The 17,858-nt window shown below is 65.7% G+C and carries 22 protein-coding genes and 1 pseudogene; 10 read left to right on the forward strand and 13 right to left on the reverse strand.

Annotated elements, in window-relative coordinates; genetic code table 11:
• Positions 1–18: 18 nt before the first annotated feature.
• Complete coding sequence (ctaD, locus tag FBY31_RS09180) at positions 19–1,752, forward strand: aa3-type cytochrome oxidase subunit I (protein WP_142045207.1); 1,734 nt, start codon at positions 19–21, stop codon at positions 1,750–1,752.
• A 125-nt stretch (positions 1,753–1,877) separates the two neighbouring features.
• Here ctaD and FBY31_RS09185 read toward each other — a convergent pair whose 3' ends face one another.
• Both FBY31_RS09185 and FBY31_RS09190 read right to left on the reverse strand, forming a co-directional pair.
• Positions 1,878–2,762 (reverse strand): manganese catalase family protein, encoded by an 885-nt coding sequence (locus FBY31_RS09185; protein ID WP_142039638.1) that lies wholly within the window; start codon positions 2,760–2,762, stop codon positions 1,878–1,880.
• A 71-nt stretch (positions 2,763–2,833) separates the two neighbouring features.
• Complete coding sequence (locus tag FBY31_RS09190) at positions 2,834–3,361, reverse strand: DUF2243 domain-containing protein (RefSeq protein ID WP_235012991.1); 528 nt, start codon at positions 3,359–3,361, stop codon at positions 2,834–2,836.
• Between the two features lie 223 nt (positions 3,362–3,584).
• Between FBY31_RS09190 and FBY31_RS09195 the strand changes: the two genes are divergently transcribed.
• From FBY31_RS09195 to FBY31_RS09215, 5 genes are all read left to right on the forward strand, one after another.
• The gene (locus FBY31_RS09195) at positions 3,585–4,733 is read left to right on the forward strand and encodes a zinc-dependent alcohol dehydrogenase (RefSeq protein WP_142039640.1); all 1,149 of its coding nucleotides are present in this window, start codon (positions 3,585–3,587) and stop codon (positions 4,731–4,733) included.
• 39 nt (positions 4,734–4,772) lie between these two features.
• Entirely contained in the window at positions 4,773–5,384 is a 612-nt protein-coding gene (locus FBY31_RS09200) for a hypothetical protein (RefSeq protein ID WP_142039643.1), read from the forward strand.
• Entirely contained in the window at positions 5,381–6,151 is a 771-nt protein-coding gene (locus tag FBY31_RS09205) for an MBL fold metallo-hydrolase (RefSeq protein ID WP_142039645.1), read from the forward strand. Before FBY31_RS09200 ends, FBY31_RS09205 begins: the two co-directional genes overlap by 4 nt.
• Before the next feature lie 248 nt (positions 6,152–6,399).
• A complete protein-coding gene (locus FBY31_RS09210) occupies positions 6,400–6,624 on the forward strand; it encodes a hypothetical protein (RefSeq protein WP_142039648.1) in 225 nt (74 codons plus the stop codon).
• A gap of 69 nt (positions 6,625–6,693) precedes the next feature.
• Positions 6,694–7,482 carry a GAF and ANTAR domain-containing protein gene (locus FBY31_RS09215; RefSeq protein WP_235012992.1) on the forward strand — a complete coding sequence of 263 codons (789 nt, stop codon included), beginning with the start codon at positions 6,694–6,696 and terminating at the stop codon, positions 7,480–7,482.
• A 210-nt stretch (positions 7,483–7,692) separates the two neighbouring features.
• Here the strand turns inward: FBY31_RS09215 and FBY31_RS23320 are convergent, their stop codons facing one another.
• The 10 genes and pseudogenes from FBY31_RS23320 to FBY31_RS09265 form a co-directional block, all read right to left on the reverse strand.
• Positions 7,693–7,941, reverse strand: a complete 249-nt coding sequence (locus FBY31_RS23320) for a hypothetical protein (protein ID WP_235012993.1) — start codon at positions 7,939–7,941, stop codon at positions 7,693–7,695.
• 30 nt (positions 7,942–7,971) lie between these two features.
• Entirely contained in the window at positions 7,972–8,433 is a 462-nt protein-coding gene (locus FBY31_RS09225; protein WP_142039651.1) for a DUF2892 domain-containing protein, read from the reverse strand.
• A 324-nt stretch (positions 8,434–8,757) separates the two neighbouring features.
• A pseudogene (locus tag FBY31_RS09230) lies at positions 8,758–9,061 on the reverse strand (prolipoprotein diacylglyceryl transferase family protein); the annotation flags it as partial.
• A 40-nt stretch (positions 9,062–9,101) separates the two neighbouring features.
• A complete protein-coding gene (locus FBY31_RS09235; RefSeq protein ID WP_142045213.1) occupies positions 9,102–10,310 on the reverse strand; it encodes an MFS transporter in 1,209 nt (402 codons plus the stop codon).
• A 200-nt stretch (positions 10,311–10,510) separates the two neighbouring features.
• Entirely contained in the window at positions 10,511–11,920 is a 1,410-nt protein-coding gene (locus tag FBY31_RS09240; protein ID WP_142039654.1) for an MBL fold metallo-hydrolase, read from the reverse strand.
• 120 nt (positions 11,921–12,040) lie between these two features.
• Positions 12,041–12,403: a thioredoxin gene (trxA, locus tag FBY31_RS09245; RefSeq protein ID WP_142039657.1), complete on the reverse strand. Its 363-nt coding sequence runs from the start codon at positions 12,401–12,403 to the stop codon at positions 12,041–12,043.
• A 52-nt stretch (positions 12,404–12,455) separates the two neighbouring features.
• Positions 12,456–12,752 carry a rhodanese-like domain-containing protein gene (locus FBY31_RS09250; protein ID WP_142039659.1) on the reverse strand — a complete coding sequence of 99 codons (297 nt, stop codon included), beginning with the start codon at positions 12,750–12,752 and terminating at the stop codon, positions 12,456–12,458.
• A gap of 50 nt (positions 12,753–12,802) precedes the next feature.
• The gene (locus FBY31_RS09255; RefSeq protein WP_142039662.1) at positions 12,803–13,144 is read right to left on the reverse strand and encodes a rhodanese-like domain-containing protein; all 342 of its coding nucleotides are present in this window, start codon (positions 13,142–13,144) and stop codon (positions 12,803–12,805) included.
• A 22-nt stretch (positions 13,145–13,166) separates the two neighbouring features.
• Complete coding sequence (locus FBY31_RS09260) at positions 13,167–13,925, reverse strand: sulfite exporter TauE/SafE family protein (protein WP_142039665.1); 759 nt, start codon at positions 13,923–13,925, stop codon at positions 13,167–13,169.
• Complete coding sequence (locus FBY31_RS09265; protein ID WP_142039668.1) at positions 13,922–14,539, reverse strand: rhodanese-like domain-containing protein; 618 nt, start codon at positions 14,537–14,539, stop codon at positions 13,922–13,924. Before FBY31_RS09265 ends, FBY31_RS09260 begins: the two co-directional genes overlap by 4 nt.
• A gap of 124 nt (positions 14,540–14,663) precedes the next feature.
• Here FBY31_RS09265 and FBY31_RS09270 point away from each other — a divergent pair, with 124 nt between their 5' ends.
• The 4 genes from FBY31_RS09270 to FBY31_RS09285 are packed head-to-tail and all read left to right on the forward strand — an operon-like array spanning position 14,664 to position 16,257.
• Positions 14,664–14,921, forward strand: coding sequence for a metal-sensitive transcriptional regulator (locus FBY31_RS09270; RefSeq protein ID WP_142039671.1), 258 nt, complete (start codon positions 14,664–14,666; stop codon positions 14,919–14,921).
• A gap of 46 nt (positions 14,922–14,967) precedes the next feature.
• Entirely contained in the window at positions 14,968–15,384 is a 417-nt protein-coding gene (locus FBY31_RS09275; protein WP_142039674.1) for a DUF302 domain-containing protein, read from the forward strand.
• Positions 15,385–15,439: 55 nt separating this feature from the next.
• Positions 15,440–15,691 (forward strand): SHOCT domain-containing protein, encoded by a 252-nt coding sequence (locus tag FBY31_RS09280; protein WP_142039677.1) that lies wholly within the window; start codon positions 15,440–15,442, stop codon positions 15,689–15,691.
• A complete protein-coding gene (locus tag FBY31_RS09285) occupies positions 15,688–16,257 on the forward strand; it encodes a sulfocyanin-like copper-binding protein (RefSeq protein ID WP_142039680.1) in 570 nt (189 codons plus the stop codon). Before FBY31_RS09280 ends, FBY31_RS09285 begins: the two co-directional genes overlap by 4 nt.
• A 256-nt stretch (positions 16,258–16,513) precedes the next feature.
• On the opposite strand, the gene nhaA is transcribed toward FBY31_RS09285, so the two are convergent.
• Positions 16,514–17,854, reverse strand: coding sequence for a Na+/H+ antiporter NhaA (gene nhaA / locus FBY31_RS09290; protein ID WP_142039682.1), 1,341 nt, complete (start codon positions 17,852–17,854; stop codon positions 16,514–16,516).
• Between the last annotated feature and the right edge of the window lie 4 nt (positions 17,855–17,858).

A 17,858-nucleotide genomic window follows, 5' to 3' on the forward strand; every position in this document is an offset into this window, starting at 1 on the left:
ACCACCACCGGCCGGAACATGGGCTCAACGTCGGCCACCGCCGCACCTTCGGTGGTTAAACGTCCGAAAGGCAGCATGGTTGTCAGCTGGATCACCTCCACTGACCACAAAACCATCGGGTACATGTACCTGCTCGCCTCATTTGTGTTCTTCTGCCTGGCAGGCGTCATGGCACTGCTGATCCGCGCCGAGCTGTTCGAACCCGGCCTGCAGATCCTGCAGACCAAGGAGCAGTACAACCAGCTCTTCACGATGCACGGCACCGCGATGCTGCTGATGTTCGCCACCCCGCTCTTCGCAGGCTTCACCAACGTCATCATGCCGCTTCAGATCGGTGCGCCAGACGTCGCGTTCCCGCGCCTGAACGCCCTGGCGTTCTGGTTCTTCCTCTTCGGCTCCATCATTGCAACCTCCGGCTTCATCACCCCGCAGGGTGCCGCCTCCTTCGGCTGGTTCGCCTACGCGCCGCTGTCCAACACCACCTTCACGCCGGGGCTCGGCGGGGACCTGTGGGTGTTCGGCCTCGCGCTGTCCGGCTTCGGAACCATCCTCGGCGCCGTCAACTTCATCACCACCATCATCTGCATGCGCGCCCCGGGCCTCACCATGTGGCGGATGCCGATCTTCACCTGGAACGCCCTGGTCACCTCGATCCTGGTGCTCATGGCCTTCCCGCCGCTGGCCGCCGCCCTGTTCGCCCTGGGTGCGGACAGGAAGTTCGGCGCGCACATCTATGACCCGGCCAATGGCGGTGCCATCCTGTGGCAGCACCTGTTCTGGTTCTTCGGCCACCCGGAGGTGTACATCATTGCGCTGCCGTTCTTCGGCATCGTTTCGGAGATTTTCCCGGTCTTCAGCCGCAAGCCGATCTTCGGCTACAAGGGCCTGGTGTACGCCACGATTGCCATTGCTGCCCTCTCCGTGACGGTATGGGCCCACCACATGTACGTCACGGGGGCCGTGCTGCTGCCGTTCTTCGCGTTCATGACCATGCTCATCGCGGTGCCCACCGGCGTGAAGTTCTTCAACTGGATCGGCACCTTGTGGGGCGGCTCACTCACCTTTGAGACACCCATGCTGTGGAGCCTCGGCTTCCTGATCACCTTCCTCTTCGGCGGCCTCACCGGCATCATCCTGGCCTCGCCGCCGCTGGACTTCCACGTCTCGGACACGTACTTCGTGGTGGCACACTTCCACTACGTGGTGTTCGGAACGGTGGTGTTCGCCATGTTCGCCGGCTTCTACTTCTGGTGGCCCAAGTTCACCGGGACCATGCTGAACGAGCGCCTGGGCAAGATCCACTTCTGGATGCTGTTCCTTGGCTTCCACGGCACCTTCCTCATCCAGCACTGGCTGGGTGTTGAAGGAATGCCCCGCCGGTACGCGGACTACATGCCCGAGGACGAGTTCACCTTCATGAACCAGTTCTCCACCATCAGTTCCTACCTGCTGGGGGCGTCCCTGATCCCGTTCTTCTGGAACGTCTACATCACCTGGCGCAGGGGCAACAAGGTCACCGTGGACGATCCGTGGGGCTTCGGCGCCTCGCTGGAGTGGGCCACGTCCTGCCCTCCCCCGCGGCACAACTTCACGTCGCTGCCGCGGATCCGTTCCGAGCGTCCTGCCCTTGACCTGCACCACCCCGAGCTGAGCGTGCGGGACAACGTGGCCGCCGACAATCCGGCTGCCGATATTCTGGGCGCCGCCGACATCGGGGAGCGCAACGTCAGGGACCTGAACCCCGACACCTAGGTTGGGCACCTGCCTGTAGCTGAGGACGCGCAACCGGTTCCCGGACAAGCAAATGGACTGGCGACACCCGTATTTCGGTGTCGCCAGTCCATTTGTGTGCAGCAGGAGGATTTGCGCGTCTTCAGCTACTCCTTGTTGAGCTTGTCCTGGACTGTTCCCGCGGCCTTTTCCACTGTGTTGGGCAGCTCGGTGGTGCCGTAGAAGCGGGAATCGGGGTGCGTGGGCGGCGGCATGGGAACACCAGCCGGGGGCTCTGCCACGTAGCTGAATTCGCCGAGGCCGTCCGGGGTAGGGCCCTTGGCCCAGGTGCCTTCAGCGGCGGCCTGGCCGTCGGAGAAGTTCCGGTACTGGTACGCGACGTCCCGCATCTCCTTGTTGATGGGGAAGTTGCTCGGGACCGGGAAGTTCTCGTTGCCTTCTTCCTGCAGCTCGCGGGCGGCAGCAACCCACTGGTTCTGGTGCATGGTGTCCCTGGCAAGCAGGAAGGACAACATATCGCGGATGCCGTGATCGTCAGTCATGTGGTACAGCCGGGCCACCTGAAGCCGGCCCTGCATTTCCGCGTTGGCATTGGCCCAGAAGTCGGCGAGCAGGTTGCCGCTGGCGGTGACGTAGCTGCCCTGCCACGGGTTGCCGTTGCTGTCCACAGGGCGGACCCCGGCGCCGGCCACGATGGCGGACTGCACATCCATGCCGCCGACTACGGCAGCCACGGTGGGATCGGACTGGACGGCGTCGTTGGTGATGCCCAGCGGTGCCTTTTCCAGCAGCTGGGCGATCATCGTGGCCAGCATCTCCACGTGGCCGAATTCCTCGGCGCCGATTCCGAACAGCATGTCCCGGTACTTCCCCGGAATGTGCGCGTTCCAGGCCTGGAAGGAGTACTGCATGGCGACAGTAATTTCGCCGTACTGCCCGCCCAGCACTTCCTGGAGCTTGCGGGCGTAGACGGCATCGGGCTTATCCGGGGTGGCTTTGTATTGAAGTTCCTGCTTGTGAAAGAAAACCATGAGTATGTCCTCTCGAGTTCACATGTGGGATGTCGCCGGTCTGCTTCCGGCTGCCGATTTAATCAGCATGCTTAGTATTTTGACCGAGCGGAGGCGATATGGCCAGACGTTGGACTACCTCGAAACACAAGCCATCCGGCCACGGCCAGGACAACACTGACGGCCAGGAAGCCCAGGTCCCAGGCCAGCGGCCCGCCCAGGTCGTCCCGCACGTGGTGGATCTGCAGCAGCTGGCGGTTGACCAGGCCCTCCATGATGTTGAAAACGCCCCAGCCGCACAGCACCAGCCCGGTGTGGAACCGCCAGCGCGAGGACAGCCGCCCCTGCCGGCGGGCGCGGACTGTGAGGATGGCCGCGGCAACTACCAGGACCCACATTGCGCTGTGGAACAGGCCGTCCGCCAGGGTGTTCAGTTCCAGGCCGGCCACTGTTTTGGTGTTGCCGCCCCCGGTGTGGCTGAGCATGTGGTGCCACTGCAGCAGCTGGTGCAGGAGGATGCCATCCACAAACCCGCCGATCCCCATGCCGAACAGAAAGGCCTGCGCCCTACTCGGGGCCTTGGCGGGCGCCGTCGGCGTGATGTGGCCTTCCCGTGACACTCGTCCGTACCCCCTCTTCCGGCGCGCCTTTCACCTTGTCCCCTACCCGCCGTCGGCCGCCCTAAGCACACTGAACCCCCTCTGTGGGGACCCTTGACAGAAGCCTTGACCAACTCCGGCACCAGGTGGAAACGTAGGGCAGACGGTGCGCCTCAAGCAGCGGGGGTATGTTCCTGGATGGGACGGAACCGCACTGCCGGCCACAACCTCTGAGGCGGCACTCATGAGAGCAATGGTTTACCGCGGCCCCTACAAAGTCCGGGTCGAGGAAAAAGACATTCCCAGGATCGAACACCCCAACGACGCGATTGTGCGGGTGACCACGGGGGCTATCTGCGGCTCCGACCTGCACCTCTACCACGGCATGATGCCGGACACCCGGGTGGGGATGACGTTCGGGCACGAGTTCGTGGGGGTGGTGCACGAGGTTGGCCCCTCGGTGCAGAACCTGGCCGTCGGAGACCGCGTGATGGTCCCCTTCAACGTATACTGCGGCTCCTGCTACTTCTGCTCCCGCGGCCTCTACTCCAACTGCCACAACGTCAACCCGAACGCGACGGCGGTGGGCGGCATCTACGGCTACTCCCACACCTGCGGAGGATACGACGGCGGCCAGGCCGAGTTTGTGCGCGTCCCTTTCGCTGATGTGGGGCCCGCCAAAATTCCGGACTGGATGGACGAAGAGGACGCGGTCCTGCTCACCGATGCGCTCCCTACCGGCTACTTCGGCGCCCAGCTGGGAGACATCAGCCAGGGCGACACGGTGGTGGTGTTCGGCGCCGGACCCGTGGGGCTTTTCGCGGCCAAGTCCGCCTGGCTGATGGGCGCCGGCCGGGTGGTTGTGATCGACCACCTGGAGTACCGGCTCGAGAAGGCCCGGAGCTTCGCGCACGCCGAGACGTACAACTTCGTGGAGTACGACGACATTGTGGTGCACCTGAAGAAGGCCACCGACTACCTCGGCGCCGACGTGGTGATTGACGCGGTGGGCGCGGAGGCGGACGGCAACTTCCTCCAGCACGTGACCGCCACGAAGCTGAAGCTGCAGGGCGGCTCGCCCGTTGCCCTGAACTGGGCCATCGACGCGGTGCGCAAGGGCGGGACCGTGTCGGTGGTGGGCGCGTACGGGCCGCTCTTCAGTGCAGTGAAGTTCGGCGACGCGCTGAACAAGGGCCTGACGCTGCGGATGAACCAGTGCCCGGTCAAACGGCAGTGGCCGCGGTTGTTCGAACACATCCGGAACGGGTACCTGAAGCCCAGCGACATCGTCACCCACCGCATCCCGCTGGAGCACATCGCGGAGGGATACCACATGTTCTCCGCGAAGCTTGATGACTGCATCAAGCCACTCATCGTATCCACCCCGGCCTAAACCGGCCCAGGCACTTCGCACTGAAGGGAAGAGATCACCATGGCTGTAACACCCGCGCCGTACATTGCCGGCAAGCCTGAGCCCAGGGAGTCCGCGGAGCAGTTGCGTGCCCGGATTCCAGGCTGGGGCGTGGACCTGGACCCGGCTGACCGCCCCTCGTTCCCGCGGGAACAGCCCGGCATCCAGACCGGCGCGCACTGGGACTTCCCCGAGCGCCAGCCCGAGGAATGGCCCCGGGAGCGGTCCATCGAGCACGCTTTCCTGACCCCCGTTTTCGGCACATCAACGCCGCCCGCCGGGGTATCGGGGGCCATCCGGAAGTACGCCTACGCCAGGTTCAGCGAGGGCCGGGCCGCGCACTGGCTGCTGCTGATTGCCGCTGACCGGGTGGACGCGTGGGAACACCACCTGCGTTCGCTGGCCACGTTGCAGCCGGACAACCCCGTCACCGAGACCGGTGTGCTCAGCGAGTTCTCCCGCCACGGTGTCCGCTCCCGGTTCGGGCAAAAGCGGGCCGATGTCAACCACCAGTGGATCGATCCCTTCCTGGTGGGCGGGCCGTGGGTGCTGGCCGGGCTGGGTGCCGCTGTTGCCGTCAGGGCGGTGCGGCGGGTTTCAGGAGCGCGGCGGGTTTCAGGAGCGCGGCAATGACACAGGCTGCCGCCGGCCGGGCTTCGTTCACCGCTGTGGCCGAGGGCGTTCACCGCGTCTCCGAGGCTTTCGTCAACTTCTACCTGGTGGAAAGCGCCGACGGGCTGACCCTGGTGGACTCCGGGCTGCCGGCCATGTGGAAACCTTTGGAGGACTCCGTTCGGGGGCTGGGGCACGCGATCGGCGACATCAAGGCCGTGGTCCTCACCCACGCGCACTTCGACCACCTGGGCCTGGCGCACCGGCTGCATTCGGAGTTCAAGGTGCCGGTCTGGGTCCATGGCGGCGACTCCTTCATCGCCCGCCACCCGTACCGGTACCAGCACGAGAAGTCACGTTTTGTCTTCTCGCTCTCCCACCCGAAGGGCCTGCCCGTCCTGGCCCGCATGACCAGGGCGGGTGCGCTGCGGGTGAAGGGTGTTGACGAATTGACGCTGTTCCCTGCTGGGTCCGGCACGCTGCCGGTGCCGGGGTCGCCCGAGGTGGTGTTCTCGCCCGGCCACACGGCGGGGCACTGCGGGCTTTACCTGCGGGACCGGGATGTGCTGTTCAGCGGGGATGCACTCGTGACGCTGGACCCGTATTCAGGCCGGACCGGTCCGCGCATCGTAGCCGGAGCCGCCACCATGGACAGCCGCCAGAACCTGGACACCCTCACCCAACTGGCGCAGACGCGGGCTTCCCTGGTCCTGCCCGGCCACGGCGAGCCGTGGAGCGGCGGCATCGAGGAGGCGGTAGCAGCAGCCCGGCGCGAGGCGGCTTCCTGAATTCCGCATACTTTCGACACCCTGCCGCAAATTCGACGCTCAAATTCCCTGGCGCGCCCGTATACCCCGCGCGCCAGGTAATTAGCGGGTCGGTGGTGCTTCTGCGCGTCGCCGGCCGCAGCTATGCCGCCGCCCGCCGTCGTGATCCCGTTACTGGTCACAGAAAAAACACTCGGTTGAAACATTTCAGCAACCTCGGCGGGGCAAGCTTTGCATACGGGGATACAACATGCAGGAGGCACAGCATTATGGAGGCACAAGGAGCACGTACCGCCGAGCTTCGCATCGGCGACCAGATCGAGGCGTGGCACAACGGCAAGCTTTTCCACCGGGGGCGGGTCACCGACGTCGTTCCGGCTCTGGAACTGTTCTGGATCCTGGACGCCAGGACCGGCGCGCGCAAGTTGCTGGATCCCGAGGCGCTGGAGATCCGGCACGTGGAGGCGCCGGTGAAGCCGCTGGCCACGGCCTGAGCTGCTTTCCCGCGGCGGCCGGAAACAGTAACCTCTGAACCGGAAGAAGGTTTTGGTGAAGGAGGCCGGTTGAGCGAGGGAAAGTCCAACGGTGATTGGGAGGACGGCGGAGAGCCGTGGGTCTCCGCCGGAGAGCGCGAACTGCAGGAGCTGTTGCTCAACAGCGTGGACGTCACCGCGTTCCTCGAGGAACTCGCCGTCCTCGCTGCGTCCACCCTGTCCACGACGTCGAAGCAGCTACACTGCGGCGTGACGGCGCTAAGGCACCGGAAACCCAGCGTGGTGGCCAGCAGCGATAATCGCGCCCGCTCCTTGGATGAAATCCAGAACGCGTTCGACGACGGTCCTTGCCTCACCGCCCTCCGGCGGCACGAAATCGTCCTCGTCCAGGACGTCAGCCGGGAAGTGCGGTGGCCAGAGTATGTTGGCGTGGCCACTGAGCAGGGCATCGGACTAATCCTTGCCATCCCGCTGGAACTTGCCGGCGAGGCCGAAGCCGTGGTCAACCTCTACGCCGAAAAGCCAGGCAGCCTCTCTCCTCTGGACATTGACACCGCCCGGAACTTTGTGGCCAATGCGGCAAGATCACTGCGGCTGGCGCTGAAACTGGGAAACCTGCGGGATACCAGTAATGATTTGGCCGCTGCCATGAAGTCCCGGGCGACGGTGGATATGGCGGTGGGCGTGATCATGGCACAGAACCGCTGTACCCACGACGAGGCCGTTTATGAGCTCACCCGCTCTTCCGGTGCGAGGAAGGCCAGGCTCCGCGAGATGGCGGCAACGGTGGTGGGCGCGGTCAGTGGCAAGGGTTCGGAGGCGGCCCGCGAAAGCATCCAGGCCCTCCTCGAGGAGTAAAGGGCCGGGTGCCGCCGGCACGGCGGTGCATAGAATCTTGCCAGGGAAAATATGGCCGACAGCTCCGTGACGTCCGGCGTGTCTGGGACCACTGCGGCACTCATTCCGGGCACACACTGGCATTGCGTCTCGTAGGGCCAGATGGATCGGCGTCGTGCCGGGCCGCACTGGTCTTGCTTCACCGGTGCGCCGACCGTGCTCCAGACATGCTTAGCCGTTCATCAGGCCGCGCAGTGCAAGAACCATCGGGCGTGGCCTGCCATGGGCCTGCCCGATGTCCTCTACAGCGATCACGGCGCCGATTCCACAAGCACCCACCTTGAACGGGTCTGCCTCGACACCCTCATCCGCCTCATCCATTCCCTCCCCGGCGTGCCTCAGGGCCGCGGGAAGATTGAGCGGTTCCACCGCAACATAACCTACGGGCTCCTGCCGCATCTGCCCGGCTTCATCCCGCACGGCACCCATGGGACCCGGCAGCAGCGGGTTTTAGCGGGAGCGGGCGGTTGTCAGGGCCCATTCGGCGGCCCCGGCGCTGTTGGTGGTGTCGGGGACGGGGACGAAGTCCCCGCGCAAGGCTTTGAGCGCGGTGCGTTCAATGTCGATTTCCTTGCGGGTCCGCACGCCCATGCGGCGGAATATCTCGATCGGCGGGCACCATCCCTGAAGGGCGTGCTGGAGCAGGAAGCCCGGGACGATTCCGGCAAGGATCAGCCATTTCCGGGATTTCACGGCGGCAAGGGACACGGCGAGGATGGTCAGGGCGGAGGCGTTGGCTTCGAGCACGCGTTCGATGTCCCATTCCTTATCCAGGGCGCGCAGGTGCGCACCGATCTCCTGCGGGACAGCGGCGGCCAGCTGCCGGAGCCGTTCGAGCCGTTCGCGGTCAATTTTTTCCAGCGCACTGTCCGGGGATTGGGCGCGGACATGGTCAGTTTCTCCGCTTGTCATGTCTGGTCTCCGGTGATCGGCGCCCCGGTGGTCCTGCCTGGCAAGGGGTACCTGGCAGCGTCCCTGGCCGGAGAGTGGCTTCAGCCTACTCCCGGTTCGAAGTCCCTGTCCGCTGCAGGCGGGAAGCGGGTGTGTGGCTGTGCTGAGCATCCGTCTGGCTACGAGCGCACCGAGTGCTCCGATGAGGACGGCGACGGAGATAGCCGCTATGGAAGCCCTGCGCAGCGGAGACGCCTCGTTGTATGCAAATCGGACCGGCTCGGCCGGGACTTACGGCACCTGCCACAAGCTCCCCGCACGGCGAATTCAACGGCCGGGCGCTCTCAGCTGGTGGATCTGGAGCTTCCATGGCAGGGTGCTGGGATCGCCGTAGAGTTCGTTATTGAACCAGTTGCCCCAGCGTCCCAGCGCTTGGGCGAAGAGGACGCCTGGGGCGACGGCGTCCAGGAACGCGACAAAGGACGCACCGGCGCTGCGGCAGCCGATCCAGGCCCCGGCACAGGTCAAGGGCGCCCCAAATACTCAGCCCGCCGTCCCAGATGGCAAAAGCGTTCCAGGGGTTCCGGCCCGGGAGGAAATAGAGTTCCGGGTCGGTGATGACGTGGTAGATCCGTCCGCCGATGATTCCGGCCGTGTCGCCGGGCGGCCAATTGCACCCGCCGCCCTGATCAGCCTGCCGGGCTACGGGTTATGTGGTCACTGGGGCGCATGCGGAAGACCACGATGATGCCGGAGAGCGCAGTCAGGGCGGCAACGATTCCGACGGTTGCCGGGATGCCGTAACCGTCGGCGATGAGTCCGGAGACGAGGGCGCCGACGGCGAACCCGCCGTCGCGCCATAGCCGGTAGATTCCGACCGAGCGTGCCCGCCACCCGGGGTGGGCGACGTCGCCGATCGCTGCCAGCAGCGTTGGGTAAACCATGGCGGTGCCGGCACCGAGCAGGATGACGGCGGCAAGCCAGGTGCCGAAGTCATTTCCAAGCCCGACCAGGCCCAGCGCCAGGGCCTGGACGAGCATACCGCCGGCAATCAGGGGTTTACGCCCAATCCGGTCCGAGAGCGCGCCGGTGACCAGCTGCCCGGCGCCCCAGACGGCCGGGTAGACGGCGGCAAGGATGCCGATGCGCTCGATGCTGAGCCCGGCTGCGGCGAACAGAACAGGGAAAAGGCCCCAAGCGAGGCCGTCGTTAAGGTTGTTCACCATCCCGGCCTGGCTGACGGAGGACAGGGACTTGTCCCGGAAGCTGGTCAGGGTGAAGACGGCACGGTTGCTCAGTCCGGCGTGGCTGCCGGCATGGACGGGGACGTGGGCGTCGGCTTCGGCCTTGGCGTGTTGGTGTGTTTCGCGGATGGTCAGCACGGACATGCCGAGGCCGACGGCGACGAAGGCAGCGCCGAGCAGGAACGGCCCGGGACGGAGCCCGTAGGTGGCGGCGATGTAGCCGGTGGCCAGTGCGGCGCCTGCGACCCCGAGGTAGCCGGCTGCTTCATTCAGCCCCATCGCCAGGCCGCGGCGTTCGGGGCCGACGAGGTCCATCTTCATCATGACAGTGGTGGACCAGGTCAGGCCCTGGCTGATGCCGAGCACCACATTGGCTGCCACGATCCAGCCCCAGGAAGGCCCGAAGATCAGCAGGAGGGGCACGGGGAGGGCGATGAGCCAGCCGACGACGAGAACCGGTTTGCGGCCGTAACGGTCCGAAAGGGTTCCGGCGAAGTAATTGGTGGCAGCTTTAGCCAGGCCGAAGGCGAGGATGTAGGTCAGGGCCGACGTATACAAGTCGAGGTGGAAGACCTGCGCGGCCAGCAACGGCAGGACGGTACGTTCCTGGCCCAAGGTCCCGCCCACGAGGGCGTTAACGGCCACGAGAAGCATGAACTGCGCCAGGTTCTGCCGCAGGCCCAGCGAGATGGAATCCTTTGCCCCTGGATGCTGCGGGAAAGAGGTGCTGCCGGATTTCACGGAGGTGCTCCAGGTGTCGTTACGGGAAGGCCGGGGCAAAGCTCAGGCGGCGGCAGGGATTCGCGTGCCGCCGCCTTTGCCATCATTTCGAGCTACATGCTGCTGTTTTTTGTTTAGTTGGTTGACACGGATTCGCGGGCCTGCTGCCAGGCATTCCAAGCGGCGTAGCTGCCATCGAGTTCGACGACGTTGTACCCGGCACGGCGCAGCGCGCTGGCGGCTACGGAGTTCCGCACCCCGGACTGGCAGTAGGTCACGATGGTGCCGTCCGCCGGGAGTTCATCCAGGTGCCACATCAAGCGGCCGCCGCTGAGCTGGTACGAGCCCGGGACATGCCCGGCCTTGTGTTCGCTCTTGTTGCGGACATCCAGAACCATGGCTGCATCGAAACCCTCGAGTTCCTCCGGCTGGATCAGCTTGGGTGTGAAGGTTGGCAGCCCGTCGATGCCGGTCAGGTAGCCGGCTACGTTGTCGATGCCCACGCGGACCAGGTGGTCCCACATGTCCTGGGCCTGTTCCTGGTCCTCGGCCAGGAGCACCAGGGGGTTCTTGTCTGTCTCCGGGTTGACCACCCAGGCGCCGTAGCTGGCCACAGACTTCCCGGCCGGAACGTTCAGGGACCGGACCACCGTGCCCTCGTGGACTTCACTGTTGGAACGGGTGTCGATGAACGTCAGCGTGTCCTGCTCCAGTCCGGCGGCAACGATCCCGGTTGACAGCTCGGGCAGCGGGGCGCGTTCACCCATGACGGCCGGGCCTTCACGGTTTTCCCGCTTCATGCGGCCGAAGTAGGCGTGGGCGTCGGGCTGGCCATCAAGGAGTTCGTCGATGAAGCCCTGCTCGTCGTTGGCTGCCAGGTAGGGGCCCCACCAGGCGTAGAGGCGCTCGTAGCCCACGGTGGAGGACGGGATGGCGCCGAGGGCCTTGCCGCACGCGCTGCCTGCGCCGTGCGCTGGGTGGACCTGGACATAGTCCGGGAGGGTAAGGAACTTGTCCCGCAGGCTGGCGAAGAGCTGCTTGGCGCCCACGAAGCGGGTGTCCACGCCGCCGGCGGCCTCGTCCAGGAGATCGGGGCGGCCCAAGTCGCCGGAGAACACAAAGTCTCCGGAGAGCAGGTAGCCGGGCTTGTCGCTGAACGCGCCGTCGGTGACCAGGAAGGACAGGTGCTCGGGAGTGTGCCCGGGGGTGTGGACCGCCTTGATGCTGATGTTGCCCAGGGTGATGGTGTCGCCGTCGTACAGCCGCTCGCCGTCGAACCCGTACTGCCAGTCCGGCCCGCCCTCACCGGAGACGTAGATTTTGGCGCCGGTGGCGGCGGCAAGTTCGCGGGTCCCGGAGAGGTAGTCGGCGTGGATGTGGGTCTCGGCCACCGCAACGATCTTCATGCCATTCTTTGCGGCAAGATCCTGGTAGACGGCGATGTCGCGGCGGCCGTCCACCACGATCGCTTCGCCCTTGGCCTGGCAGCCGATGACGTAGCTGGCCTGGGCGAGGTCTTCGTCGTAAATGCGCTCGATAAGCATCTGGTGTTCTCCTTCAGTTGAAAGGGGTGTGGGGCAGTTTTCTTGCTTCTGACATCAACTATATATACCCCGGGGGGTATCGGGCAATGACAGGTATGCGACTGTTTGGAAGGCGCTGGGTCAGGCGTGCTGGTGGCCGGCCTCGGCGCGGAGTTTGTTCATGTCCAGGTTCTTCACGGCCTGGATGACCTCCTCGAGGCCGGCGGCGTTGAGCGCTCCGGGCTGGGAGAAGACGAGGGTCTTGTCCTTGAAGGCCATCAGCGTGGGGATGGAGGTAATGTTCGCGGCGGCGGCCAGGGCCTGTTCGGCTTCGGTGTCCACCTTGGCGAAGGTGATGTCCGGGTGGCGTTCCGCGGCGGCGCCGTAGGTGGGGGCGAACATGCGGCAGGGGCCGCACCATGCCGCCCAGAAGTCAACGAAGACAATCTCATTGCTTTCCAGGGTCTCGGCGAAGGTTTGCTGGGAAATGTCGGTGGTTGCCATGGTCTTCGTGTCCTTTCGGGCGTCGCTCCGGTTGTGGGTGTGGCGGCAGGGGTCAGGTGGTGGGGAGTCCGGCGCGGGTCCAGGCGGTCATGCCCCCGGCCATGGTGTCAGCGGTGTAGCCGGCGCCGTTGAGGGCATCGGCCACTGCGGCGCTGCGGTTGCCGCTGCGGCAAACGGCGATCACGGGCACGGCCGGATCCAGCTCGCCCAGGCGGGCCTGCAGTTGGCCCATGGGGATGTGCAGGGCGCCGGGGATCATGCCTTCGGCGACTTCGAAGTCCTCGCGGACGTCGAGGATCCTGGCGCTTGAACGGCGCTGCTCGGTTTCGGTGATGGTGATTTCAGCCATGGGATTTCTCCTTCGAAGTGGTTTCGGCTGGTTGTAACGGTGGTGCTTGCCTAGCGGACGGGCTCGCCGGCCTGGCGCCAGGCGGCCATGCCGCCGCGCACCGAGTAGGCGTCGTATCCCTTGGCGGCGAGGAGCCGGGCGGCAGAGGCGGAGCGCACTCCGGAGGCACACACCGCGATGACCGGGCGGGCCTTCTGGATCCCTGCCGTGCCGGCCTGCAGCCGGTCCAGGGGAATATGTTTGGCCTGCGGGGCACGGCCGGTCCGCCATTCCTGCGCCGATCTGACGTCGATCAGTGTGGCGCCGGAGCCCAGGAGTTCCTTGGCCTGCGCTACGGAGATTGTCTTGTAGGGCTTGCTGAAGGCCCTCTTGAGGGAATCGATCAGTCCCATGGTGTTCTCCTCTATGGATGGTTCAGGCGGTGACCGTGCCTGCGGTGACCCATGCCGCGACGGCGAAGATGAGTACCGCGAACGAGATGCGGATGTGCTTGTCCTTCAGTCGGCGGGCCAGTCGGGCGGCGACGACGGAGCCCAGGATGGCGGGGACCGCGAACGCCAGGGTTGTGGTCCAGTCGATGGTGTAGCCGGCGGCGTGGGCGCTGAAACCGGCGGCGGAGTTGATGACGATGATCGCCAGGGATGTTCCGACGGCCTCTTTCATGCGCAGGCCCAGGAAGATGGTCAGCGCGGGGGTGATGAGGAAGCCGCCGCCCACGCCGAGCAGTCCGGTGAGGAACCCGACGAGCAGGCCTATGCCCACAGCCTTCGGGACGCAGGACCGGAGAGCGCGGTGCGGTCCAGTGCTGCAGGACCCCTCGGCTTCGTGGGGCTTCTGGAGCATCCGGATGCCTGCAATCACCATGATCACGGCGAATGCCAGCATCAGGAGATTCGGATCCAGCAGCCGGCCAACGGCCGCGCCGGCCCAGGCCGCCGGAATCCCGGCAGCCCCCACCAGTGCGATTACCGGCCAGTTCAGGCCCTCTCGGATCCGGGGGAGCATGGCTGCCAGCGAGGATATGCCCACCACCAGCAGCGAGGTGGGAATCGCCTGGGCAGGGCTCATGCCCACGCCGTACACCAGGGCGGGAACGGCGATGATGGACCCGCCGCCGCCCACTATGCCCAGGACGATGCCGACGACGAGCCCCAGACCCAGGGCGGGAATCATGCCGCGGCATCCTCGTCAGCCTGCTGCAGGGGAAGCTGCAGGATGGCGCTTTCGCGGGTGGGCTCTTTGGCGGCCTTGTTCCACGGCATGGCCGAGAGGGCCTTGCCCATGGCGCAGGTGTTGGTCGCAGCCGAGAAGGTCAGCCCGGTGCCGATGGCGCCGGCCAGCATGCGGACCTTCGGGGAGACGAACTTGCCTCCGGCCAGGCCCAGCATCACCAGGGAGCCGGCGGCCAGGCGGACCTGGCGTTCCAGGTCCCAGCGGTCCTTCCCCTTGACCACGTCGCCGCCGGCAGCAGCGAAGCCGGGAACCCCGCCGGTGAGCACGTAGGCGGTGTCGAGGCCAACCGTCGCCATGCGCTGGCGGGCCTGCTCGGCCCGTACGCCGGACTGGCAGACCAGGACCACGCGCGAGCCCAGGCGGGCGGCGAGCTCGTCGGTGTGCTCGGAGAGGAGCGGAAGCGGCACGTTGTAAGAGCCGCGGATGTGCAGGGATTCGAATTCAGCGGCGGAACGCACGTCAATCACCACGAGGTCCTGGTGTTCTTTGAACCAGGACTGCAGGGTTTCTGGGGCGAGTGCTGTAACGGCTGAAGACTTGGAAGGGGAAGTCATTGATGGCCTCTCGGAAGGGGTTGGTGGATACCCCACCGAGTATCGCAGATACCCCTGGGGGTAGTCAAAACACCCCTGGGGGTATATAGTTGAGGACAGCACCCCACCGATGGAGACCCCTCTTATGGAACTGAACCCGACCGAACTCACGCCCGTGATCAACCGCCTTAAGCGCGCACAGGGCCAGCTTGCCGCCGTCACCCGGATGCTCGAGGAAGGCCGCGACTGCAAGGACGTCGTCACCCAGCTGGCGGCCGTGTCCAAAGCCCTTGACCGTGCCGGCTTCGTCATCATTGCCACCGGGCTGGAGCAGTGCATCACGCAGAAGGACCAAAGCATGGACCGGAAAGACCTGGAGAAGCTTTTCCTCTCCCTCGCCTAAATAGTCCGCCTGGTCACCGCACCGTCAGCAACTTCAGAGGAGCATCATGACGTACACCCTCGCCACCACCGTCCCCCTCCCCTGGGCCGAAGCGCTGGAGCGAACCCGCGAGGCCCTGGCCGCGCAGGGGTTCGGGGTCCTGACCGAAATCAACGTCCGTTCCACGTTTGAAGCCAAGCTTGGCGCCGAAGCCGCGGACGCCGTCGGGGATTACGTCATCTTGGGTGCCTGCAACCCCGCGCTGGCGAGCCGCGCCCTCGCCGCTGAACCGGAAATGGGTGCGCTGCTGCCCTGCAACGTGGTGGTGCGGCGCAGCAGCTCGGCGGACTCAACCACCGTGGAGGCCATTGATCCGCAGACCATGGTGCAGCTCAGCGAAGCCGCCGCCGTCAAGGAAGTGGCGGACGACGCCGGGACACGCCTTCGGAAGGCCCTCGCCTCGCTCAGTGGAGCAAGAGAGTAAATCACCCTGGCCATGGTGTAAGCAACGGGACAAGGATGGAAAGGCAGGTCCGGACATGATGTACGGATGGTATGGCGACTGGGGTCTCGGCGGGTGGATTGCCATGGCCCTGATGATGCTGCTGTTCTGGGCAGGTGTGGTGACCGTCGTGATCCTGCTGGTCCGCGGCGGAGGGTCGTGGCACGGACGACCCTCCGGGTCGCCACACGATGAGGCGGAGCGGATCCTGAACGAACGTTTCGCCCGCGGGGAAATTGACGCGACCGAGCTGAATGAACGCCGGGCTGCTCTCCGACGCAAGCCGTGAAAAAACTCTCCCGCAACGGACAGGTCCTGATCGGTGCCATCGCGGTCCTGCTGCTGACCGCGTTGTCCATGGCGGCCATCGCGCTACTGGGCGGCGGCACAACTCCCGGCGGTGCAGGGAATCCCGGGACCACCCGCTGCGTGGCGCCGAGCTTCGCCGGCACAGTGGTCAACGTCACCGCCACCGACCGGGGAGGGTCCATGATGGGCGGGCCCAAGATGATGCGCGGCAGTATGCGCCTAAGCGCCGACCGGACCACCGTGGCCCACGGCAAAGTAACCTTCCTGGTCACCAACGCCGGCACCATCCCGCACGAAATGCTCCTCCTCCCGCTGGCCGGCACCCAGAGCGCAGGAACCCGCCCGGTAGGCCGGGACGGACGGACCGATGAGACCGGCAGCCTGGGCGAGGCCTCCGCTACCTGCGGCGAAGGCGGCGGCGAGGGGGTCCTGCCGTCCGCGGCCGGATGGGTCACCCTGGACCTGCAACCCGGGCGTTATGAACTGGTCTGTAATCTCCCGGGCCACTACCGGGCAGGGATGTACACCGAACTCACCGTCACCTGAACGGGAAGTCGAAATGCTGCGTCGGGTAGGCATAAACGATCTCTGATCGTCATGCGGGGCTTGAAAACGCGTCCCGCTTGGCGGGGAACGCCATGGAGTGCCAGGAGTGATCTGACGCTTTCGCGTCCCAGCCGGCGCGCCAGGGCTGAGGGTCCTGTCCAGGTTCCGGCCCATCCGGTGGTGGCTTCGCTGCTGGGCACCGCTGAAGCAGTCGCCGGACGCCGGTCAGTCCGGCGCTAACGCCCTCCCCTCCTGCTCAGGGACGCTCCTGGTACACGTCCGGGACGCCGTCCTGGTCCGCATCCAGTTTCTCGGCTTCTTCAGCTGCCCGGTACTGGCGGTTCCTGCTCCGCAGCACGGCCGTGGCAAGCAACGCCGCCAGCAGGGATGCGGTGAGGATTCCCACCTTGGCGTGGTCATCGTGCGGGCTCCCTTGGCCGAAGCTCAGCTCGGCCACCAGCAGGGACACTGTGAACCCGATGCCGGCCAGGAGCGCCACCCCGAAGACATCAATCCACGTGAACGATTTGTCCAGCTCTGCCCTGCTGGTTTTCGTCAGGAGCCAGGTGGTGCCCATGATGCCGATCGGCTTGCCGAGCACCAGCGCAAGTATGATGCCCAGGGCCACCGGATCGGTGAGGGCGGAGCCGAGCCCTTCCCAGCCGCCCACCGCCACGCCGGCGGAGAAGAACGCGAACACGGGAACCGCAATGCCTGCCGATATCGGCCGGAACCGGTGTTCGAAAATCTCCGCCAGGCCTGGTCCGGCTTCCGGTCCGCCCGCCTTCTGTGAACGGATCACGGGGATGGCGAAGCCCAACAGGACGCCGGCCACCGTGGCGTGGATGCCCGACGAATGAACCAGCGCCCATGTGACCACCCCGAGCGGCAGCAGGATCAGCCACGCCGCCGCGGTGTGCCGGCCGAAGAAATGGCGGTACTTTTGCGCCAGGAATGCATAGATGGCCAGCGGAATGAGGGCCAGGAGCAGCGGCATGATGTGCAGGTCGCTGGAGTAGAAGAACGCGATGATGGTGATGGCGATCAGGTCATCCACCACGGCCAGCGTCAGGAGGAAGATCCGCAGCGCGCTGGGCAGGTGCGAACCGATGATGGCCAGGACTGCCACCGCGAAGGCGATGTCCGTGGCAGTGGGGATGGCCCAGCCGCGCAAAGTATCCGGGCTGGCGAGGTTGATCAGGGCGTAGATGACTGCCGGGGCCAGCACGCCGCCGAACGCGGCAGCCACAGGAACCACGGACTTGTTGAGCTGGCGCAGGTCCCCCGCCACGAACTCCCGCTTGAGCTCCAGCCCTACCAGGAAAAAGAAGATGGCGAGCAGCCCGTCTGCCGCCCACGCACCAAGGCTCAGCTCAAGATGCCAGGGCTCGTAGCCAATCTTGAAGTCCCGAAGGGCGAAGTAACTGTCCGACGCCGGCGAGTTGGCCCATACCAGGGCGGCCACAGCCGCGATAACGAGCAGGGCTCCGCCCACCGTTTCCTTGCGAAGGATCTCCCCGATCCGCAGGGCTTCGGCATAGCTGCCGCGGCCGAAGATGGTGGAGCGGGTGGGACCGGAACGGGGCGTTTGGCTCATGAAG

Origin of the sequence: Arthrobacter sp. SLBN-100 (assembly GCF_006715305.1) — a bacterium.
GTDB lineage: Bacteria > Actinomycetota > Actinomycetes > Actinomycetales > Micrococcaceae > Arthrobacter.